Origin of the sequence: Streptomyces sp. NPDC020845 (assembly GCF_044334165.1) — a bacterium.
Taxonomy (GTDB): Bacteria; Actinomycetota; Actinomycetes; order Streptomycetales; family Streptomycetaceae; genus Streptomyces.
Window position 1 is genome coordinate 1 of record NZ_JBIRSJ010000028.1, and the last position, 21,046, is coordinate 21,046.

The 21,046-nt window shown below is 71.2% G+C and carries 15 protein-coding genes and 1 pseudogene; 5 read left to right on the forward strand and 11 right to left on the reverse strand.

Annotated features, from left to right (window positions below):
* The 3 genes and pseudogenes from ACH4U7_RS48365 to ACH4U7_RS48375 all read right to left on the reverse strand — a co-directional run.
* A partial coding sequence (locus ACH4U7_RS48365; RefSeq protein ID WP_398534125.1) for a transposase occupies positions 1-324 on the reverse strand: 324 nt, incomplete at its 3' end.
* 442 nt (positions 325-766) lie between these two features.
* Positions 767-1,875: pseudogene (locus ACH4U7_RS48370) on the reverse strand (IS701 family transposase); the annotation flags it as partial.
* 524 nt (positions 1,876-2,399) lie between these two features.
* Positions 2,400-3,095 carry a TetR/AcrR family transcriptional regulator gene (locus ACH4U7_RS48375; RefSeq protein ID WP_398534126.1) on the reverse strand — a complete coding sequence of 232 codons (696 nt, stop codon included), beginning with the start codon at positions 3,093-3,095 and terminating at the stop codon, positions 2,400-2,402.
* A 105-nt stretch (positions 3,096-3,200) separates the two neighbouring features.
* On the opposite strand from ACH4U7_RS48375, the gene ACH4U7_RS48380 reads away from it, so the two are divergent.
* From ACH4U7_RS48380 to ACH4U7_RS48395, 4 genes are all read left to right on the forward strand, one after another.
* Positions 3,201-4,577 (forward strand): serine hydrolase domain-containing protein, encoded by a 1,377-nt coding sequence (locus ACH4U7_RS48380; RefSeq protein WP_398534127.1) that lies wholly within the window; start codon positions 3,201-3,203, stop codon positions 4,575-4,577.
* A gap of 100 nt (positions 4,578-4,677) precedes the next feature.
* Positions 4,678-5,760, forward strand: coding sequence for an integrase core domain-containing protein (locus tag ACH4U7_RS48385; protein ID WP_398534196.1), 1,083 nt, complete (start codon positions 4,678-4,680; stop codon positions 5,758-5,760).
* Entirely contained in the window at positions 5,757-6,938 is a 1,182-nt protein-coding gene (locus ACH4U7_RS48390; RefSeq protein WP_398534128.1) for an integrase core domain-containing protein, read from the forward strand. Before ACH4U7_RS48385 ends, ACH4U7_RS48390 begins: the two co-directional genes overlap by 4 nt.
* A gap of 234 nt (positions 6,939-7,172) precedes the next feature.
* A complete protein-coding gene (locus ACH4U7_RS48395; RefSeq protein ID WP_398534129.1) occupies positions 7,173-7,454 on the forward strand; it encodes a hypothetical protein in 282 nt (93 codons plus the stop codon).
* 27 nt (positions 7,455-7,481) lie between these two features.
* Here ACH4U7_RS48395 and ACH4U7_RS48400 read toward each other — a convergent pair whose 3' ends face one another.
* The 6 genes from ACH4U7_RS48400 to ACH4U7_RS48425 all read right to left on the reverse strand — a co-directional run bounded on the left by ACH4U7_RS48400 (position 7,482) and on the right by ACH4U7_RS48425 (position 16,297).
* Positions 7,482-8,450: a PDR/VanB family oxidoreductase gene (locus tag ACH4U7_RS48400; protein ID WP_358644658.1), complete on the reverse strand. Its 969-nt coding sequence runs from the start codon at positions 8,448-8,450 to the stop codon at positions 7,482-7,484.
* Between the two features lie 25 nt (positions 8,451-8,475).
* The gene (locus tag ACH4U7_RS48405; protein ID WP_398534130.1) at positions 8,476-9,912 is read right to left on the reverse strand and encodes a glutamine synthetase family protein; all 1,437 of its coding nucleotides are present in this window, start codon (positions 9,910-9,912) and stop codon (positions 8,476-8,478) included.
* 5 nt (positions 9,913-9,917) lie between these two features.
* Positions 9,918-11,270, reverse strand: coding sequence for a Rieske 2Fe-2S domain-containing protein (locus ACH4U7_RS48410; protein ID WP_398534131.1), 1,353 nt, complete (start codon positions 11,268-11,270; stop codon positions 9,918-9,920).
* Between the two features lie 820 nt (positions 11,271-12,090).
* Positions 12,091-14,058, reverse strand: a complete 1,968-nt coding sequence (locus tag ACH4U7_RS48415) for a primary-amine oxidase (protein ID WP_398534132.1) — start codon at positions 14,056-14,058, stop codon at positions 12,091-12,093.
* Positions 14,055-15,647 carry a gamma-glutamyltransferase gene (locus ACH4U7_RS48420; RefSeq protein WP_398534133.1) on the reverse strand — a complete coding sequence of 531 codons (1,593 nt, stop codon included), beginning with the start codon at positions 15,645-15,647 and terminating at the stop codon, positions 14,055-14,057. The genes ACH4U7_RS48415 and ACH4U7_RS48420 overlap by 4 nt, the downstream gene beginning before the upstream one ends.
* Complete coding sequence (locus tag ACH4U7_RS48425; RefSeq protein ID WP_358706879.1) at positions 15,644-16,297, reverse strand: cyclase family protein; 654 nt, start codon at positions 16,295-16,297, stop codon at positions 15,644-15,646. Before ACH4U7_RS48425 ends, ACH4U7_RS48420 begins: the two co-directional genes overlap by 4 nt.
* 83 nt (positions 16,298-16,380) lie before the next feature.
* Between ACH4U7_RS48425 and ACH4U7_RS48430 the strand changes: the two genes are divergently transcribed.
* Positions 16,381-17,085 (forward strand): GntR family transcriptional regulator, encoded by a 705-nt coding sequence (locus ACH4U7_RS48430; RefSeq protein ID WP_398534134.1) that lies wholly within the window; start codon positions 16,381-16,383, stop codon positions 17,083-17,085.
* Between the two features lie 29 nt (positions 17,086-17,114).
* Here the strand turns inward: ACH4U7_RS48430 and solA are convergent, their stop codons facing one another.
* Both solA and ACH4U7_RS48440 read right to left on the reverse strand, forming a co-directional pair.
* On the reverse strand, positions 17,115-19,562 hold the full coding sequence (gene solA / locus ACH4U7_RS48435; protein WP_398534135.1) for an N-methyl-L-tryptophan oxidase: 2,448 nt from the start codon (positions 19,560-19,562) through the stop codon (positions 17,115-17,117).
* Positions 19,559-21,016, reverse strand: a complete 1,458-nt coding sequence (locus tag ACH4U7_RS48440; RefSeq protein WP_398534136.1) for an aldehyde dehydrogenase family protein — start codon at positions 21,014-21,016, stop codon at positions 19,559-19,561. Before ACH4U7_RS48440 ends, solA begins: the two co-directional genes overlap by 4 nt.
* Between the last annotated feature and the right edge of the window lie 30 nt (positions 21,017-21,046).

Here is a 21,046-nt window from a genome sequence, read left to right on the forward strand (position 1 = left end):
CGCCAGGACCAGGGCGTCGCCGGGGTCGGACTTCTTTCGCGAGACACTGTGGCGGTCGCGGTAGCGGGCAGCGGCCATGGGATTGATCGCGTACATTTTCCGCTTGCCGGTCCGCAGGACGGCGACCAGCAGGCCGCGGGAGGTCTCGATCGCCACCGGGATCGGATTCTCCTCGCTGTCGCCGTACTCGGCCAGAAGTTCCAGCAACAGCTGGTATCCAGCCGCGTCGTCCGTGATGTGTCGCTTGGCCATCAGCTGGCCTGACTCGTCGACCAAGGCAACGTCGTGTGTCTTCTCCGCCCAGTCGATACCGCAGTAGATCACTGTTCCCTCCCCATGGCGTTGATAATTGCGCTGGTCACGAGCGCTTGCGGGGCCACGCGTCGGACTAATCCCAGGCCTCGACCATGCAGGGGTCGGGCCGACACCTCACTAGTCGTTCGTGGCACCAGCGCACCACACGGGCCTCTGTCTGTGCAGGAGCTCAGGGGCTCACGTGCTGCGAGAGGTCACCGTGCAGCGGGCTCGCACCACCAATGTCAACGAGTCACGGGTATAGGGGTCGTGGACGCTGGTGGGTGCCGATCTACCGCTAGGCCTGGCAGGTCCATCGTGCTCAAGACATCCCCCCGGCGCCCCGGGCACCCGATCGCGCACCGATCTACGGGAAGACGGCGAACGCCTGTCTGTAGGTAAGCGTCACGAGCGAGGCTCGAACGGCCGACAGTCCAGATGTGAGGTCTGGGGCCGCCGTAGCAACGGATTAGTCGTGCTCGATGCGCCAGCGCAGTTTCGCGGTGCGTACCAGGGTGGCCAGCGGGGTGTCGGCGGGCAGGTCGGACAGCCAGAACTGGACGGGTTCTGGTGCGGTGGCTGGCCATTCGGCCAGCAGCCAGCGTTCGGGCAGTTCGGGGCCTTCGGCGGCTTTGCGGATCTCGCGTCCGGCGGGCCTGACCCGCAGGGCCACGAACCGTGAGTACATGCGCTTGAAGCCGCTGCGGCCGCTGCCGGGGCGGGAGCCTTCCCGCCACTGCACGGGCCGGGCGGCGGTCCGGCCAGCCGCGATGACCAGCCTCTTCACCGTCTGGGCCGCCTCGGGGTAGCCGGGCCGGGGCCGGGGGCCACGGCCGCTGTAGGGCGGGGTGTGCGGCCGCGCCTGTTCCGGATGGGCCGTGGTCGTGGTGGAGATGCCCACCACGTAGTCGAGCCCGCGTGTCTCCAGGCCGAGCCGGAAGGCTGCCGTATCGCCGTACCCCCGTCGGCGACAGCGAGGGGGACGTCAATACCCCAGGAGCAGGTTTCGTCGATCATGTCCAGGGCCAGTTGCCACTTCTCGACGTGGCCGACCTCTTCAGGGATGCCGCACCTGGTGCGGCGGGCCGTCTTGGCGGGGTCGGCCTTCGGTGAGGCGGGATCCCAGCTCTCGGGCAGGAACAGGCGCCAGTCGATGGCCGCCGACGCGCTGTCGCAGGCCAGGTGCAGTGACACCCCGGCCTGGCAGTTGGTGACCTTGCCGGCGGTGCCGGTGTACTGCCGGGTCACACAGGCCGAGGCGTCGCCGTCCTTGAGGAAGCCGGTGTCATCGATGATCAGCGCGGTCGGCTTGATCACCTGCTGCATCCTCCAGGCGAGGCGGGCGCGCACGTGCGCCGCCTCCCATGGGCTGGAGGTGATGAAGTTCGCCAGGGCCTGCCGGTTGCCGTCCTCGCCCAGCCGCGCGGCCATCGGCTCCACCGACTTGCGCCGCCCGTCCAGCAACAGGCCCCGCAAATACACCGCTCCCCACCGGCGCTGATCCGCTCGCGCGAACGACTCGAACATCTCCGCCGCGAAGTCCTCCAGATCACACCGGACCGCAGCCAACTCCCCACCCATCACAACAGGTCAACGACACACCCGATCAAACAGACACGCCACCGACGAGTGAACCTGACCAAGCCCTACTAGGTAGTACGCGTAGGTCTTCTGCGTGCCCGAACCCTCGTGCTCACGCAGGAACCGATCTGCCTCCGTGTGGAGCGTGCCCTCGGGCCAGACGATCGTCCATGATCTCCGCCCGTCCTTCCTCTCGATCTGCTGGACCCTCAAGTCCCCGACCACCACGTGCCGTACCACTTGTCCTCCGTACCGACTCCGGAACATGACAGACGTCCCTGTCCCGGTCGGTAAACGAGCCCATGACGTCCTGGTCACAGGTCCAGACGGACATCACGGGCGGCACAACCCGCGGTCGGTAAAGTCGACGTTACCGACCTGGGATTGCCCGCCCCTGCTGTCCCAGTACCGGCCTGAGCGCTCCACCTAGTACGGAGTCATGTGCACCGCTCAGGGGCATGCCGGTGTCCCGTTCTGCTGAAAGGGGCCGTGGGCTGGTCGGGCGGGTGTTGTCCGGGCGCAGGTCACTCGCGCTGGCTGGGGCGGTCGGCGGTGAGGCGGGCCTCGAAGCCGTCGAGGAGGGACTGAAGGCCGAACGCGAAGGTGTTGTCGGGCGCCGCGGCGTACTCCGTGGCGGCTGTGGTGCCGAGGCGTTCGCGCAGGCGCGGGAATTGCATGGCGGTCTCGGTGGCGCGTGTCATGGCGTCGGCCATCAGTTGCTCAGCATCTGCACCGTTCTTGCTCAACTGGCGGTTCAGCGAGACCTGCGCGGCAGGGCCGAGCCCGCTGCCGAGCACGAAGGTGAACACAGCGGCGGCCGCCCGGTCCGCGTCGGCGGCGGCGAAGCCCGCCTTTTCATAGATGCCGAGGCCGAGGTCGTTGTGCCGGGCCTGGCGGGATCCGTGCAGGAGGTGGCTGCCGAATGCCTGGACGAGCCAGGCGTGCCGGGCGAGCATCGCGTGCATGCCGGAGGCATGAGCGGTGGCGGCCGTGCGCCAGTCGGTGGCGTCGAGATCAGGCAGTTCGACCTCGGACCAGATCGCGTCGCTGGCAAGTCGGACCAGGTCGTCCTTGGTCTTGATGTGCCAGTAAATGGCTGTGGCGGACGAGCCGAGCCGTTTCGCCAGGCTCCGCATATTGAGGCCGTCCAATCCCTCGTCGTCGAGCAGCTCGATGGCCGCACGGACGATCCGGTCTACGGTCAGGGTGTCTCGCGGCATGGCTACCACCTTACTTGAACTTAGTTCATGGCAAATCTTGCACTTAGTTCGAGTGGCCGCCTACACTCCATCTCGTACTTAGTTCAAGTGCCCGAAGGGGGAGCCATGTCGCAGGACAAGCTGTCGGAGTTCGTCAAGGCGCATGCCACGGAGCTCGGCGTTCCTGGTGTCGCCGTCGGGGTGCTCCTGGACGGCCAGGAGATCTACGCCTCGCACGGTGTGACGAGCCTCGGCAACCCGCTGCCGGTCGACGAGAAGACGCTGTTCCCTCTGGCGTCCGTGTCCAAGACCTTCACGGCGACCGCGCTGATGCGCCTGGTCGCCGAGGGGAAGGTGGACCTGGACGCGCCAGTACGGAGCTACGTGCCCGAACTGAAGCTCGCCGACGAGCAGGCCGCGGCGCAGATCACCGTCCTGAACCTGCTCAACCACACCGCGGGCCTGGACTGGAACCTGATCGACGACGGCGAGGGCGACCGCTCCCTGGCCGGGCTCGTGGCGAAGCTGCCCAAACTGCCGCTGATCGCACCGCCCGGGGCCCGCGCCTCGTACAGCCAGGCCGGTTACAACCTGGCCGGGCGGATCATCGAGAAGGTCACGGGTCTGCCCTTCGAGCAGGCCATGGCCTCGCTCGTCCTGGAGCCTGTGGGCCTTGCGGACACCGTGTACGGCCTGGCGGAGGTGATGGTCCGCAAGTTCGCGGTGGGCTACAACCGCGGCGACGACGGCGAACTGCGCCCCGCCCGGCCCTGGGCAGCGTTCAAGGAGGGCGCGCGCGGCGACAACCCCGGCGGCGGCCTCGCCTCCTCGGTGAGCGATCTGCTGCGCTGGGCACGGTTCCAACTCGGCGACGGCGAGGGCGTGCTGCCAGCCGCGGAGCTGCACCGCATGCGGGAGCAGACGGTCGGGCTGCGCGCCAGCACGCTCGGCGACGGCTTTGGTATCTGCTGGTTCCTGCACAACCTGGACGGCCTGCACGGGATCGGCCACGGCGGCTCGGGCAACGGCCAGTTCGCCGAGCTGCTCATCGTGCCCGAGCGCAACTTCGCGGTGGTCTCTCTGGCCAACCTCGGCCCGGACGGCTACCCCTTCAACCAGTCCGTCGTGCGGTGGGCGCTCGAGCACTACCTCGGCATCGTCGAGAAGACGGCGGAGCCGGTTCCGTACGACGAGGGACAGGCCCAACAGGTCGTCGGCCGCTACGAGATCGACGCTATGAACCTCGTCATCGCCACCGACGGCACCCGTCTCACCCTGGCGGTCGGGATCAAGCCGGAGATCCGCGAGGCATCGGACGAGGAAATGCCCCCGGACTACCCCGCCGCAGACATCGGCTTCCTTCCCGGCGACGGTGACGAGTACATCGTCACTGAAGGCGGCCTCAAGGGGCAGCGCGGCTACTTCTCCCGCGACGCCAACGGCTCGGTCACAGGCGTCGACCTCGCCGGCCGGCTCTTCAACCGGGTCGCGGAAGCATCCTGATCCAACGCTGGCAGGGGCGGTCTCAAGCAGCCTGTGCCGCTCGAAAAGTCATCGCCGCAGGTAAGGGGGATGCGGTCAGTCCGCTGGGATCATGTCCTCCGTGATCGTGTCCTTGTTGTACAAGGTGACCCGGAAGCTGCTGACTGTTCCATCGGTGCTCCTGCGTCGTGGGACGGCGAAGGACGCGGAACTGCTGGTGCTGCGGCACGAGAACGCGGTCCTGCGTCGCCAGTTGGCCGGATCGGTCCGCTATGAGCCTGCCGACCGGTTCTGGTTCGCCGTCCTGTCCGGGCTGATACCCCGGTGCCACTGGCGCGAGATTTTCCCTGTCACCCCCGGCACCTTGCTTGCCTGGCATCGTAGGTTCATCGCCGCGAAGTGGGACTACACCGTGCGCCGACGCGCGGGACGACCACCCACCCCGGTAGCGATCAGGACGCTCGTTATGCGGTTGGCCCGGGAGAATCCGAGGTGGGGGCACCGGCGAATCCGAGGGGAGCTGACCCGGCTCGGACACCGGATTGCCGCCTCGACGGTCTGGCAGATCCTCAACGCGGCCGGCATCGACCCTTCTCCACGTCGCTCAGGTCCCACCTGGCGCGAGTTCCTGACCGCGCAAGCCGAGGGCATCATCGCGGCAGACTTCTTCCACATCGACACCGCCCTCGGCAGGCGGTTGTATGCGCTGGTGTTCCTCGAGCACGGCACCCGGCGGCTGCGCATCACCGGGGTCACCGCCCACCCGACCCGGGACTGGGCGGTGCAGCAGGCGCGGAATCTCACCGCCGACCTGGGCATACGCATCGAGACCCTGCGCTTGTTGCTGCGCGACCGCGATGGCAAGTACGGCGAGGCCTTCGACGCCGTCTTCGAGGCCGAGGACATGGAGGTCCTCAAAAGTGCGAAACAGGCTCCCCGTATGAACGCGCACTGCGAACGCGTCATCGGCAGCATCCGACGCGAAGCCCTCGACCACGTCCTCATCATGAGCGAGACCCACGCCCGCCACGTCCTCGCGGCCTACGAGCGGCACTACAACGAACACCGACCTCACCAGGCCCGCAACCAGCTACCACCCGACGCCCCCGAACAACCCGCCGCAGCGCATGGCTTCAGCGCCGGCAAAGTCCTGCGCACCCGGATCCTCGGCGGCCTCATCAACGAGTACAGATATGCAGCATGACATGCAGCGATGACTTTTCGAGCGGTACAGGCTCGTACCGCTTCAGAATTGCTGCACGCTCTCTGACCTGGGGCGATGCCTGCAGGGCCGATCCGGCACCATCGGAGCTTGTGCTTGTACGAATGGTCTACCTGATCGCCACGCGGATCTTCACGTGGCTGGTTCTGCTGTCCCGAACCTCCGTGGCCAAGGAGGCCGAGATACTGATCTTGCGGCACGAGGTCGCGGTCCTGCGTCGGCAGGTCGCCGCTCCCAAGCCCACATGGCCCGACCGGGCGCTGCTCGCCGCCCTGGCCCGGCTCCTGCCGCGGGCGTTGCGCCAGCATCGCATCGTCTCCCCGCGCACCCTCCTGGCCTGGCACCAGCGTCTGATCAAGGACAAGTGGAGGCAACCCGCCTCGCTGGGAGGCCCGCCTATGCCCGAGGAGCTGCGCGACCTGATCATCCGGTTCGGCGCCGAGAACCCACGATGGGGCTTCCGGCGAGTCCACGGCGAACTCCGTCGCCTGGGACACAGCGTCAGTCAGGCCAGCGTCCGCCGGACCCTGCGTGCCGCTGGGCTCGGCGCAGCCCCGCGGCGGCATCCGGTGCGCGGCGAATGGGCCGCCTTCCTCAAGACCGAGGCTCATGGCCTGCTTGCTACCGATCTCTTCCATGTCGACACCATCAGCCTGCGGCGGCTGTACGTTCTGTTCCTTACGGAGGTACGCACCCGCACGGTGCATATCCTGGGTGTCACCGCCCACCCCACCGCCGTCTGGGCCACGCAGCAGGCCCGACAGCTCATATGGCAACTCGGCCAGCGTGCTGGCGACTTCACCCACCTGATCCGTGACCGGGACGCGAAATTCACCGCAGCTTTCGACGCCGTCTTCGCCAGCGAGGACATCACCGTGACCAAGATCCCTCCGCGGAGCCCCAACTGCAACCCGCACGTCGAGCGGTTCGTGCGCTCGGTCCGCGAAGAATGCACCGACCGGCTCCTGATCTTTGATCGGGGCCATGCCGAGAAGATCCTCCACGACTACTCGAGGCACTTCAATGCTCATCGGCCGCACCAGGGCCGGAACCAGCTCGCGCCCCTCGACGACCCCAATGTCATCCCGCTGCCCGCAGCTCGGATCCGGCGCCGACAAGCCGTCGCGGGCCTCATCAATCAGTACCACCGAGCAGGCTGATCACCCGGCAAAGCCACAGCTCACGGGCTGTGCAGAGAATATGAATCGATACGGGCCCCACCGCAGCCTCGACCTACGAGCCCCAGACGACGACCCGCACATCATCCCCCTACCTGCCGGCACAGTCAGGCGCCGACAGGTGCTCGGTGGACTGCTCAACGAGTACCACACCACGCCGCGCCGACCGCCTCACCATCGGCAGAGAAAGCCCAGCTCAGCAGCCTGATCGGAATAATGACACCCTTAAAGGCCAAAGCCCAGGCAGGCTTCGCCGCCCTCGACTGCATCCCCTGCCCCTTCAAACCCCAGTGCACCACCAGCACCATCCGGCAGGCCACCGCTGTCACCGGCACACGCCGCGCTCGCTATCGAGGTCTGGCGAAGACCCATCTCGAACACATCTACTCCGCCGTCGCACTCAACCTGATCCGCCTGAATGCCTGGTGGAACGACCGCCCTCTGGACCGCACCCGCACCAGCCACCTCACCCGACTCGAGCACACCCTCACCGCATGACCACGATGGGCAACAGGACCGTACCCCCTACAGGTCGAGCTCCAGCACGGGGGAGGCAGACCGGCTCACACAGATCATCATGGTGGTGGCGGTGGGACGTTCGGACGGGTCGATCACCGTGTCACGATGGTCGGGGATCCCGGCCGTGACCGATGTTTCGCAGCTGCCGCAGTAGCCCTCTTCGCAGGAGTAGGGCACATCCGGCAGCTTCTCGCGGACGACGTCCAGCACGGAGCGGTCGGCGGGCACGGTCGTGCGCAACCCGGAACGGCGCAGCACGACCTCGAACTCATCGCTCTGCGAGCCGGATCGCTCCGGGAGCCCGGAGTCGGCGGGGGCGAAGCGTTCCAGGCGAGGCGTCCGTACCGGGTCCGCGGCCCGGCACAAGGCCGTCACCGCGTCGAGCATCGGTTGCGGGCCGCACGCGTAGACGGCGTGAGTGGGCGGGGAGGCGGCGAGTTCGGCGGCCAGGTCCGGCAGACCCGCCTCGTCCTGCGGTACGAGCAGCACCCGATCCCCGCCCAGCGCCACCAACTCCTCGGTGTATGCCAGACGGGACCGGTCGCGGGCGCCCAGGACCAGCCGCCAGGGCAGGCCGCGGGTGGTGAGCTCGCGTGCCATCGGCAGCAGCGGGGTGATGCCGATGCCGCCGGCCAGCAGCAGATAGCCCTCCGCGGGCACCAGCGGGAACCGGTTGACCGGGCCCCGGACCTCCAGCTCTCGGCCCACCAGGGCGGTGTCGTGGATCTCCCGTGACCCGCCGCGCCCGTTGGGCACCCGGTGGACCGCGACCGTCCACGACTCGGTGTCTGCGACGTCCCCGCACAGCGAGTAGGCCCGGCGCAGCCCCGAGGGCAGGGTCAGTTCCACGTGTGCTCCGGGCTCCCACGACGGCAGGGCGCCACCGGCCGGCCGGATCAGCCGCAGTTCCACCACGTCGCGGGCGACCCAGCGGGCCTGTTTCACCAGGAGAGGTTCGGTGGTCGGTGAGGTCATGGGGACTCCGTCGGCGCGAAGGGTGTCAGAAGACACGGAAGTACTCCCGCTGTTCCCAGTCGGTGACCTCCTGGTCGAAGCGGCTGATCTCGGCGCGCTTGATGCTCGTGTAGTAGGACACGAAGTCCTTGCCGAGGCGGCTCGCGAGCGCCTGGTCCGCCTCCAGCGCGTCGAGGGCCTCGCCCAGTGAACGGGGCAGCGGTTCGGCCCGGGTGGCGTACGGCTCGTCGGCTGCGGGGCCGGGGTGGATGTCGCCCGCCACACCGTCCAGTCCGGCGGCGAGCTGGGAGGCGAGGTAGAGGTAGGGGTTGGCGGCGGGCTCTCCGATCCGGTTCTCCAACCGCACCGACGCCGGCCCGTCACCGAGCACGCGCACCATCGCCCCGCGGTTGTCGCACCCCCACACCGCGCGGTCGGGGGCCAGCGACAGCGAGCGGAAGCGTTTGAAGCCGTTGAGGGTGGGTGTGGAGAACGCGCTCGTGGCCCGCGCGTGCCGCAGCAGTCCGCCGAGGAAGGCGGTGCCGTACGCGGACAGCGGCGGGCCGGCCGCGGCGCGGCTCCCGTCCTCGGGGGCGAAGACACCGACGCCGTCCCGCAATACGCTCTGGTGCAGATGCCAGCCGCTGGAGAACACCCCGGGCAGATGGGGGCGGCACATGAAGGTGGCGTGGTGGCCGTGGCGGGCGGCGACCTGCTTGACGGCGCCGCGCAGCAGCACCATCGCGTCGGCTGTGTCCAGCCCGTCGGCCGGCTGGAGGGTCAGCTCCAACTGGCTCGGGCCGAACTCCACCTCCAGGCTGCGCAGCGGTAGTTCCAGGCCCTCCAGGTGCGTGCGCAGGAGGTCGAGCATGGGGTCCAGCTCGTCGTACCGCAACTCGCTGAGGTACTGGTAGCCGTGGTTGAGCATGCCGACCTCGGGCGCGGCGCCGGGCTGTCCCAGATCACCGGGGCCCAGCCGGGGGTCGTCCAGCCGGAAGAGGTGGAACTCCACCTCCAGTCCGGTGCGGTACGTCATCCCGTCGGCCTGGGTCAGCACCGAGCGCAGCAGCCCTCGGGTGCAGAGCGGGACCGGCGCTCCGGAGGTGAAGCGCAGGTCACACAGGAGCCAGCCCGTTCCCGGCGACCAGGGCAGCATCCGGAAGGTCAGCGGGTCGGGCACCATGACCATGTCGGCGGCGCCGCGCAGTTCGGGCAGTCCGAGCGGCGTCTCCTTGGTGAACAGGGGGAAGACCGTCCGCCCGGAGGTGTCCTTGGCGAGCAAGGACGAGGCGATGCTGGTGCCGTCGCGCAGCACATTGGGCAGTTCGGCCACGGTGACGGTCTTGCCGCGCAGCAGACCGTGCTGGTCGGCGAAGACCAGGCGTACCACCGTCATTCCACCGGCCGCCGCGCGCTCGCGTATCTCGCCCGCCGCGGCGGTCTGTTCGGCGCTCCACAGGGCGTGGTGTTCGATGAATCCCACGTCGCTCAGCCGTCCGTTTCCAGGGGCTGCGCCCAGCTGCTGTCGGCGCGTTGCTTGGCGGTGACGGCGGCCCAGTACTCCTGCCAGCCCTCGGTGGGGCCGATGCCGTCGAGGGTGGCCGGGCCCTTGATCCGGGCGGCTTCCTCGGGGGGCAGTATCAGGGGCGGGTCGTCGCCGCGTTCGACGGCGGATATGGCCTCGCCGAGCATCCGCCGGTACATCACGATGGCCTTGTCGGAACGGCCCAGGTGTTCGCGGGTGCGGTCCTGGACGGCTCCCTGGCCCTCCACTGCCCACTGGTCGTGCACGTTGATGTCGGTGCCGAGGCCGGTGTACGTGCTCGTCAGCTGTTCCGCCGGGTCGTAGCCGTAGTTGTTCGAACGGCCGAAGCGCGGCCGGTAGTCGGGCAGGGTGACCGCGCCGACCCGCTGCCGGCGCATCTCCTGCTGGTCCACCGGGCCGCCGATGCTGGTGAACAGCGCGTACCAGTAGCAGGATGTGTCGTCGATGGGCACGTGCCACTGCGTGATGGCCGTCTCCGCGTCGAGCGGGATGTGGAAGGCGTGGGGGAAGACCTGGTGGGTGATGCGGACGTGGGTGCGGCTCCCGTCCATCGGCCGGCTCTCGGTGTCGGCGCCATCGAGGGTGCGCAGGGCGGTGATGCGGATGCCGTACGGGGTGCGGACGGCGTCGATGTCGGGCCGCCCGTACTCGCGCAGGATCTTCGTCATCGGCAGTTCGGTGCCTTGGGAGGCGGCGCGGAACTGCTTGCCGTAGCCGTCCTGGGGATCGTCGTCCTGGAAGAAGCGGTGGAGGTAGGAGGCGTGGGCGGGGTCGATGCCGACTTCCAGGGCCTGGAGCCAGTTGCACTCCAGCAGGCCCTTCCAGGCGAACGCGTGGTCGGCGGGCGCCCGGAAACAGTCGAGGGCGGGCAGCTCCGGCGGCTCGCCGGGGCCGAGGTAGCCCCAGATGATGCCGTTGAGCTCGCGCACCGGGTAGCTGCCCAGCGTGACCCGGGACGCGAGCGTGCTGCCCACGGGCTCGGCGGGGGTGTCCAGGCAGGAGCCGTCGCGGCCGAAGAGCCAGCCGTGGAAGCAGCAGCGCAGTCCGCCGTCCTCCAGACGGCCGAGCGCCAGGTCGGCACCGCGGTGCGGGCAGCCGCGGTCGACCAGGCCGAGCCGGCCGCCGTCGTCGCGGAACAGCACCAGGTCCTGGCCCATCACCTTGGGAGCCACCAGGGGTCGTATGCCGTCGAGCTCCTCACTGAGGGCGATGGGCTGCCAGTAGCGGCGCATCCATTCCCCGGCCGGGGTGCCAGGTCCGGTTCGGGTGAGCCGTTTGTTTTCTTCCTCGCGCATCGGACGCCTTTCTGTCCTGTTCGGGCCCGTGTGAGAGACGGGCGTGCAACAACTCGGAGTGTGCGGAGGCCGAGCGGCCCGCGGAGCAGGCATGCCGCCATCGCGGCGTCCGCCGTCAGCATCAGCAGCCCCGCACCGGTGTGACCGTTCAGCAGCATCGCCAGGCCCAGCGGCACCGCCGCCAGATGGGCCGCCATGAGGGGGCCGCGGCGCGGTTCGCCGGGTGCGAGCGCCGGACGCCACAGCAGCACCCCGGACACGATCCAGCACAGGTCGCGGACGGTTTGAGCGGCCGGACCGGCCGGCACCAGCAGCGGAGGCAGGTGCCACGCGTACGTCGTGACCGTCCATGCCAGGGCGCCCGACACCGCTTCCGGAAGGCGAGAGCGGGCCCGGCGCGGGGGAGGCGCGGACCGTCCGGCCCCCTCGGTCGCGTGGACGGCGTACACCAGCAGACCCGGCCCCACCCCCGCGAGCAGCTCGAACCGGGCCATCGCCCACAGATGGGCGTCGAAGCCGTCGACGGGGTGCGCCCAGCACAGCGGTACGGCCAGCGCCAGCGCACCGGCCGTCGCGGCGAGCAGGGACCGCCACGCCATACGGCGCCGCTCCGGTCGCAGGGCCACCCGGAGGGCGGGCCAGCTCACCGCGAGGGTGAACGCCGACGCGGCGGTGACCAGGCCCGGGGCGGCGTCGGCGGCGTGCGTGTGCGGAGCGTGTACCGGCCCGGTGCCGCCCGCCGTCGCGGCCGCGATGAGCGTCGCGGCCACCGCCACCAGCCCCGCCGCTGTCGGCCAGAGCGGCCGCGGCCGGGCCCGGCTCATCCGCAGCAGTGGTCCGGCGCCCCGGCCCCGTGGCCGGCCGCCGCGGGCCGCGGCGCATGGCAGGAGACGGGTGGGGCCACGTCGAGGGCCGGGTTGCGGTCGAAGAACCCGTCGGGCTCCAGCCGCAGCCGCGCCCTGGCCACCGGCATCACCGGCCACTCCTCGGGGCGCGGGAAGTGGTGTGAGCCGACGGTGGCCCACAGCACCAGGTCCGTGCCGTCCAGCGAGCGGTCCTCCTCCTGCCACTTGTGCACGCCGTCCGCGCCCGGCTCGGCCTGGTTGGGGTACTCACCGGCGACGAACCGTCGGTCCGGGTCGTAGGCCGTCGCCCACAGCTGCCGGCTCACGAACGGAGCGCGGCGGGCGCACACACTGTCCTCCCGCACCGGCAGGACCGCGGTGTTCTCCAGGTGCACCCGGTACGCCGTCGGTTCGCCCATCCGGTTGCGGGCGTCGGCGCTCTCCACCCGCCAGTGCAGCGCACGCGACGGATCGGTGCGCCGGGCTCCGTCCGCCTCGCTGAGGATGGGGCGCAGCACGGTCCGGGCGGCGTTGCCGTGCGGGTCCAGCTCCGGGTCGGTCTCGTGCTCGGCGGTGACCTCGACCAGCCGGTTGCGGGGGCCGTCCACGGCCATGTCGAGGCGGACGCTGAAGAAGTGCTGGTGGTTGGTGACCGCGACGTTCGGGGCGACCCGCCGGGCGTAGGGGGTCTCTTCGCCCTCCGCCACGCCGGTGGCGGAGAGGATGCCGGTCATCTTGATCTCCAGCATCACCGAGCCGTCCTGGTACAGCGACCAGTAGAAGCCGTAGTCGTAATTGGCCACCGTGGCGAACGCGGAGATGATCAGTCGGCGGGACCGGCGCACCTCCGTGCGGCCGCTGCGGCCGTCGTGGTGCTTCCACAGGATGCCATCGTCCTCCTCGTGCAGGCAGACGGCGTTGGGAATGACCCGGGGGACGCCGTCGCCGCCGAGCACCGCAGCGTCGAAGTAGTGGATGACGCCCAGGCAGTCGCAGCCCAGGGCCAGGGAGTTGGTGAGCGGGCCCGCGCCGTACTCGCCCCAGTCGAAGAAGTTCTTGCGGTATTGGGTGGAGGCGGTGTCGAAGTAGGGGACGTACATCTCGTTGACGGCCGCGCGCCGGATCACCTGCCGCGGGCCCTTGCCACCCGCGTCGAAGGTCAGGTCGTGCAGCACCAGGCCCTCGCGGTGGGTGAAGCCGACCCGCACCGACCAACCCTGCCAGTCGATCCGCTGACCGGTGACGGTGAAACTGGGGCCTTCGGGCTGGACCACCTCCAGGGGCCGCAGGCCCGGCCGCGGCTCCACCACTCCGGTGGAGAACACCCCGGACTCCTGTGACAGCGGAACCACGCCGTGGTCCTCGATGTGCAGGATCTCCATGGACTCCATGTCGATGATCGGCACCACGCCCTGCACGGGGCGCGCGTAGCCGTTGTCGTCCTCGGAGGTGCGGTGCCACACGCTGCCCCAGGTCAGTCGACGGCCCTTGTACTCGGGCGGTTCGAAGCCGCCGATCGACTCCGGGTCCACCATCACCAGCGACACGTCGTGGATGCCGCGCAGCGCCAGTGCCCGCTGGAAGCGCGGGTCCGCCCGGCAGGCGGCCGCGGCCTGCCGCGCCTCCTCGGAGGAACAGCCCGGACTGCGCACATCCAGCCCCCGCCAGGCGGTGCTCCGCGGCGTGTCGCCGAGTTCGAGGCCGACCTCGTAGGCGAGGTGCGCGGAGGGGCAGATCACGACCGCGCGGGCCCTCCGGGCCTCGCCGGGGGCGGCGCGGCGGGCGTGGTCCTCATCCAGTGTCACGCCCCAGAAGCGCGCGTCCTCGGTGACCCGGGCGTCGCCCCGCAGCACCTTGGCGGCCGTGGCCAGTTCGGCCGCGGTGAGGGGGTCCAGTGGATGCGGCGCATCGGCCGGTACGGGCTCGGGGGCGAGGGTGCTCATCGGGGGTTTCCTTCCAAAAATCCGGCGAGGTCTCCCGCGGCGCCGCCGTGGGGCGGGCCGTGGAACAAGGTGGCGCCGTCGGCGCGTGGATCGGAGGCGCCGTCCAGCCGGCCGTCGGCGGCCAGCCGCACAACCTGGGTGTGACCGGCCAGGTCGGTGCGGCCGGGAGCGACGACGACCGGCACGTCCGACGGGAAGCCGGGCGTGGCGGCGGGGACGGACCCGGGCTCGGCCAGCAGGGTCTGCGTCGCGTGGCCGATGTCGCGGGCGCCGACCACCCAGCGTGGCCGGTCCAGCACGGCGACCGGGTCGGCGGCCGGGTCCATCAGATCCGGCACCGTCTGGGCGAGGATCTGCGGCTGGGCCCGGCCGCCCTGGCAGCCGGCCGCCAGCAGCAAGTCGGCGGACCGGCCGAGCACGGGGCACAGGGTGTGCGGGGGCCGCAGCCCGGGTCCGAAGAGGGCCGGGTGGCCGGGCAGCAGACTGAAAGCCGAGCCGCGGTTGTGCAGCACGATGCCGGTGTCCGGCTCGCAGATGCCGGAGCCGAAGGTCTGGTAGACGCTCTGGATCAGGGAGACCGCCAGCCCCGAGGAGTCCACGGCGGTGACCGCGACCGTGTCCCCGGCGGGCCGGAACGGCGGCTTCAGCGGCCGCGCACCGGCGAGCGGCGCAGGCCGCAGCAGTCCGTCCAGGTCCACCTCCGTGCCGCGTGGATCGCCCAGCAGCCGGTCACGGGCAGCCGAGGCGTCCTGGCAGCGGGCCGCCAGGAGGCCGGTCCGCCGTGGCTCGGGGAGTGTCGCGGCCGCGGCGGCGGCCTCCAGCACGGCCAGCAGGCTCGCGCCCTGACTCGGTGGCGGCGCGGTCCACCAGCGAGCGCCGAGCACATCCAGCGTCAGTGCCTCGGCGCTCTCCGTGCGGTGGGCCGCGAGGTCGCTCGCGGTCAGTGGGCTGCCGGCCCGGCGCAGCCCGTCCGCCAGTGCCTCGGCGACCGCCCCCCGGTAGAAGGATGACGGATCGTCCGCCAGCGCACGCAGTACGGCGGCCAGCCGCGGCTGCGGCAGTGGGTCGCCCTCGTCGAGCGGCGCCCCGCCGGGCCCGGTCAGCAGCGCGCTGAGCCCGGGATCCGCGGCGATCCGCGCGGACTGTTCGCGCACGGCGCGCGCCAGCCCCGCCGATACGGTGGCACCCTCCTCCGCCAGCGCGGCGGCGTCCCGCAGAGCGGCGGCCAGGGCCCCTGGTGTGCCATGGGCTTCGGCGAGCTCGGCCCAGCCGGCCACCGCGCCGGGTACGGTCACGGTCTGCGGCCCCTGCGCGGGCATCCGCCGGTCCGCAGCGCGCAGCGCGTCGACATCGACATCGTGTGCGGCGGCGCCGGCCGACAGCACCGCGCGCACCGTGCCGTCGGGGGAGTGGACGAGTGCGATCAGGTCGCCGCCGAGAGAGCACTGGTGGGGGTAGACGACGGTGAGGGCGACCGCCGCCGCCAGTGCGGCGTCCACCGCGTTGCCGCCCCGCTCCGCCGCCTGCCGGGCGGCCGCCAGCGCCGCCGGGTGCGGCGCGGCCAGGATCAGCCGGGACGCGGCGGTCACGCCTCGTCCCGCGGCAGGAGCACGGTGCGCGACGGGGCGGCCTCGGCGCCCTGCAGCGGCACCGGGAGGGAGAGCATGTCGTACACACCGGCCGGCGTATGCAGCAGGTCGACCACCTCAAGGATCAACACATCTGCGGCGCACAGCAGTTGGTGGGTCGGCCAGTCGGTGGTGTGGGCGACGGCCTCGATGCTCAGGTAGTCGATGCCCGCGGTGCGCACCCCGGCTTCGATGAGGCGTTCCGCGCCGTCCGGGGCCAGTCCGACCCACTGCCGGGCCTTCCACGGGCTGCGCAGCACGCCCTCCGAGTTGCTGGTGCGCAGCAGCACACGCTCTTCGGAGCCGAGGCCGGCCGCGTCGAGGTCGGCGGCGGTGATCTGTTCCTTCACATGCGTCAGGTCCAGCACCCGCGCGGCGCCGTTGAGAGCGGACAAGTCGAGCTGGTCGACCGTCTTTCCGCCGTCGATGAAGTGGGCGGGAGCGTCGATGTGCGTGCCGGTGTGGGCACCGATGCGCCAGCGGCTCACATTGGAGGCGTCGCCGGCGGTGCGGGACTCGACGATCTCCACCTCGGGGCGGCGGCCCCAGTGCAGCATTCCGGGGTGGATCGGCACCGACACGTCGATGGCCTTGCCCAAATCCAGATTCATGCAGTTACCCCTTATTGGATTCGAATATGATGGAAGTGGATCCAAAAGATCTACCGACCACGAGAAGGGCTTGACCGACTCCGATGACGCCCCAGACTGACGAGGGCCCCCTCGTCGACGACATCGCGGCCCGCATTCGCACGCGGATCATGAACGGCGAGCTGCCGATCGGCAAACCGTTGCGCCAAGCGGCGCTGGCCGCCGAGTTCGGGGTCAGCCGCACCCCGGTGCGCGAGGCGCTGCGCCAGTTGCAGAGCGGCGGGCTGATCGAGGTGCAGCCCAACCGCGGAGCGGTGGTCCGGGTGCCCACGCCCTGGGAGGTGCGCCAGGCCTACGAGGTGCGCGCCGAGTTGGAGGGGCTGGCCGCCCGGCGTGCCGCCTCGCGTATCGCGGAGCGTCAGCTCACCGCACTGCGGGAGCACAACGCCGTCCTGCGCGAGGCCGCGGAGCGGGCCGCCGGTGAGGAGGCGGCCGCCGGCAGCCCCGCGACCACGGCGGCCAACGACTGCTTCCACACCGTCGTCTGCGAGGCGGCCGACAACCCTTGGCTGAGCCGGATGATCGACCGGATCAACGAGAGCTTCCCGCGCAACGTCTCCTCGCTCGCCCTCGCCGGTGACGAGCGCCACCGGCAGCTGAACATCCGGCAGCACGAGCTCATCGTCGAAGCGCTGACCGCCCGGGACGCGGACCGTGCCCAGGAGGCCATGCGCGACCACGTGATCAGCTCCGGCGAGCTTCTGACCGCCTGGTACGAGCGCCGCTCCCAGACCGTCTTCAACGGCTGAGACGGTCCCGGACCACCCGGTGGCGCCCCTCACCGCGCGCCACCGGAGAACAGCCGAGCCGGGGACAGGAAGTCCAGGTCCGGGCGGGCGGTCCCGCACACGAGATCGGCCAGTGCCTCGCCGATCGCCGGCCCGAACTTGAAACCGTGTCCCGAGCACGCCGAGGCCACCAGCGCCCGCGGCACTCCCGGTACCTCGCCGACCACGAAACGCCGGTCGGCCGTCATGGTGTAGAGGCAGGTCAGGCTCTCGGTCACCGGGCCGACGCCGGGCAGCACCTGGGCCACCGTCTCGGCGAGCAGGGCGAGTTCCGCCGCGGTCGCCGCGGGGCGGGGCGCGTTCGGATCCCAGGCCGGGCCGCTGTCCAGACCCACCTTGAGGCCGCGGCCACCGGTGGCGGGGAACCCGTACAGCAGCCCCTGCGGCAGATCCACGGAGAAGCTGCCCAGACCGGACGGGCCCAGCGGCCCCGCCGGGTCGGCGGCGAAGTAGGCGTTGACGATGCGGGTGACCGTCAGCAGCCCCGCCAGCGAGGGGACCTGGGCCGCCGTCCAGGGACCAGTGCACAGCACCAGGTGCCGGGTGCGCAGTACGCCGTCGGCGGTGCGCACCACGACCTGGTCGCCGTCCGGTTCCCAGCCGATGACCGGGGTACGGTCCACCACGGCCGCGCCCGACCGTTCGGCCAGCGTCAGCTGGACCCGCAAGGTCTCCTCCGCGTCGATGATCCCGGCCTGCGGGTCGTGTACGGCGCCGAACCCGGCGGGCAGCCGGAGCCCCGGGAAGATCCGCGCCGCCTCCTTGGGACCGACCTGCCGGCAGCCGGGGCCGCGTAGCGGATCGGGCCGGTCCATCGGCGCCGCGTACAGACCGCCGGTGATGTCGACCAGACGGGTCTTCGCGGCGTCCTCCAGCTCCTCCCAGGCCCGGTAGGCGGTGTCCACCAGACCGTCCCAGTCGGGATGGGGATAGGCGCGCCGGATCATCCGGGTCGCACCGTGCGAGGACCCGAGGTCATGGCCCAGGGCGTACTGTTCCAGGCCCAGGACATCGAGTCCGCGCGCGGCCAGCCGGCGCAGGGCGGCACTGCCGTGCACGCCGAGGCCGACCACGATCGCGTCACGGCACCGGGTGCCACGGCGTGCCGTGACGGGTGCGGGTGCGGGTGCGGGGACAGCGGCGCTGGACCGACGTGCGGGCTCCCGCGGCGGTGTGGGCGTGCCGTGCGCGCTGACGATCTCCCGCACCGCCTCGACCAGGGCGTCCAGGTCGGCCCTGTCGTTGTAGACGTGCACCGAGGCCCGCACCACCTTGGTCAGGCCCCGGGGATCCATGTCCCAGCGGCCGTGCCCCGCCGGCACCGCGATCAGATGGATCCGGCGGCGGGCGAGTTCTCGCTGTACCGCGCCGGCGTCCAGTCCGTCGACCACGAAGGTGACGATCGCGCCGCCCGCGGCCGGCGGGTCGGTGACGCGCACGCCCGGCAGTTCGGCGAGGCGTTCCCGCAGTGTGGTGGCGAGCGTCGCCAGATGCTGGGAGACGGTGTCCACGCCCAGGGCGGTCAGGTCCCCCAGAGCGGCACCCAGACCGAGGCGAAGGGCGTGTGCGGCCTCCCACAGCTCGAACCGCTTGGCGTCCGGCACCAGTTCCCAGCTCCGCTCGGCGGTCCAATGGGCACCCCGGACATCGGGCGCCTCGGGGGCCAGCCGGTCCAGGAGGGGGCGGCGGACCGCGAGCAGCCCGGTGCCGCGCGGCGCGCGCAGGAACTTGCGGCCGGTCCCGATGAGCAGGTCGCAGCCGATGGCGCCGATGTCGACCGGGAGCTGGCCGAGCGACTGTGTCGCGTCCAACAGGAAGGGAACCCCGTGCGCCTGGGCCAACGCGCCGATATCGGCGGCGGGTTCGACCAGACCCGAGGAGGTCGGCACATGCGCCGCGGTGACCAGGGCGGCGGGACCGGTGCGCAGCGCCGTCTCCAGTGCCTCCAGTGCCACCGCCCCGTCGGGGCCGTTGGGCAGCAGCTCGACCCGGACACCGTGGTCGCGTTCGGCCGACAGCAGGTGCAGGGCGCTGCTGACGTAACTGGAGCGAGCGGCCAGCACACGGTCGCCGGGTCGCAGCCGCAGCGCCGACACGGCGCGATGCCAGCCGGCCGTCGCGCTCTCGACGAGGGCGACTTCCTCCGGCCGGGCGCCGAGGAGCTCAGCGGCACGTGCGTAGACGGCTTCCAGCGCGGGGGCGGCGTCCTTGGCGGCTTCGTAGCCGCCGGACAGGCTTTCGGCGCGCAAGTGGCCGATGACCGTCTCCACGGTGACGGAGGCGGGCAGGGCCGCACCGGCGGCGTTGAAGTGGTGGCCGGTGGCGGAGCCCGGCGTGCGGGCGCGCTCAGCCGCGACCTCCAGCGCGCGGGCGGAGAAGATGGCGGGTGGCGGTGCCGGGTGCGAGGCGGTGGTCCCGGTCGTGGTGGGGGCGCTCACAGGGCGATCGTGACGCTCTTGAGCTCGGTGAACCCGTCGACGGCGGCGTCGCCGAGGTCCCTGCCGAGGCCGGACTGCTTCATCCCGCCGAAGGCCACGGCGGGGTCGAACTCGTTGTAGGTGTTGACCCACACGGTGCCGGCCTCCAGCGCCGCGACCGTGCGGTGGGCGCGTGCCAGACTGCCGGTCCACACACCGGCGGCAAGTCCGTAGTCGCTGTCGTTGGCCAGGGCGATCGCCTCATCCTCCGTGTCGAACGGGATGACCGTGGCGACCGGGCCGAAGATCTCCTCCCTGGCGATCCGCATGCCGGGGCTGACGCCGGTGAACACCGTCGGCCGCACGAACCAGCCCGGTCCGGGCAGCGGTTCGCCACCCGCGGCCACCTCGGCGCCCTCGGCCCGGCCCAGGTCGAGGTAGCCGCTGACGCGGTCGTACTGCTCCTGGGACACCAGGGGACCGATGTTGATCCCGCCCGCCAGCCCGGGGCCGATCCGCAGTGCCTCCACCGCCGGCAGCAGCCGATCGAGCAGCTCCTTGACGACCGGCCTCTCCACCAGCAGCCTGCTTCCGGCGGTGCACATCTGTCCGGAGTGCCCGAACACCGCACGCACGGCGGCCGGGGCCGCGGCGTCCAGATCGGCGTCCGCGAAGACGATGTTGGGCGACTTGCCGCCCAGTTCGAGGGTGAGCCGCTTGACCGACGGCGCCGCCGCGGCCATGATCAGCCGCCCCACCTCGGTGGACCCGGTGAAGGACACCTTGGCGACGTCGGGATGGCCGACCAGTTCCGCACCCGTACGCCCGTCACCGGTCACCACGTTGACCACGCCCTCGGGCACGCCCGCCTCCAGGCAGAGCGCGGCCAGCCGCAGCGCGGTGAGCGGGGTCTGCTCGGCCGGCTTGACCACGACCGTGCAGCCGGCGGCCAGAGCGGGGGCGATCTTCCACGCCGCGATCATGAAGGGGAAGTTCCACGGCAGTACGGCGGCGACCACGCCGACCGGCTCGCGCACGCTGTAGACATGCCGGTCGGCGCCGGATGCGTGCACGGTGCCCGACAGCCGGGTCGGGGCGCCCGCGAAGTGGCGGATGGCCTGCAGGCCGAGGTCCACATCGCCGCGCGCCCGCTCGATGGCCTTGCCGTTGTCCAGCGTGTCCAGCACCGCCAGCTCCTCGGCGTCGCGTGCCACCAGCTCGGCGAGGCGAAACAGCACGTCGCGGCGGAGGCGGGGCGGCAGTCCGCGCCATCGCCGGTCACGGTGCGCGTCGGCGGCGGCCGCCACCGCGGCGGACACCTCCTCGGGACCGGCCTGGGCGATGGTGGAGAGCTGCTCCTGGGTGGCGGGGTCGAGCACCGGGATCCGCTCCCGCGCGGTGCCCGTGGTCCACTCCCCGCCGATGAGCATGGGCTCGCAGTCCGGCAGCCGGGGGAGCACGATGCTGGGGTCCAAGGTGTTCTCCTTCTGGGTCGGGCCGCCGCC

Coding starts and splice junctions, on each gene's coding strand:
- ACH4U7_RS48410 (WP_398534131.1), bottom strand. CDS start 11,270: ATGCGCGAGGAAGAAAACAAACGGCTCACCCGAACCGGACCTGGCACC.
- ACH4U7_RS48415 (WP_398534132.1), bottom strand. CDS start 14,058: ATGAGCACCCTCGCCCCCGAGCCCGTACCGGCCGATGCGCCGCATCCA.
- ACH4U7_RS48390 (WP_398534128.1), top strand. CDS start 5,757: ATGACATGCAGCGATGACTTTTCGAGCGGTACAGGCTCGTACCGCTTC.
- ACH4U7_RS48380 (WP_398534127.1), top strand. CDS start 3,201: ATGTCGCAGGACAAGCTGTCGGAGTTCGTCAAGGCGCATGCCACGGAG.
- ACH4U7_RS48395 (WP_398534129.1), top strand. CDS start 7,173: ATGACACCCTTAAAGGCCAAAGCCCAGGCAGGCTTCGCCGCCCTCGAC.
- ACH4U7_RS48425 (WP_358706879.1), bottom strand. CDS start 16,297: ATGAATCTGGATTTGGGCAAGGCCATCGACGTGTCGGTGCCGATCCAC.
- ACH4U7_RS48430 (WP_398534134.1), top strand. CDS start 16,381: ATGACGCCCCAGACTGACGAGGGCCCCCTCGTCGACGACATCGCGGCC.
- ACH4U7_RS48400 (WP_358644658.1), bottom strand. CDS start 8,450: ATGACCTCACCGACCACCGAACCTCTCCTGGTGAAACAGGCCCGCTGG.
- ACH4U7_RS48375 (WP_398534126.1), bottom strand. CDS start 3,095: ATGCCGCGAGACACCCTGACCGTAGACCGGATCGTCCGTGCGGCCATC.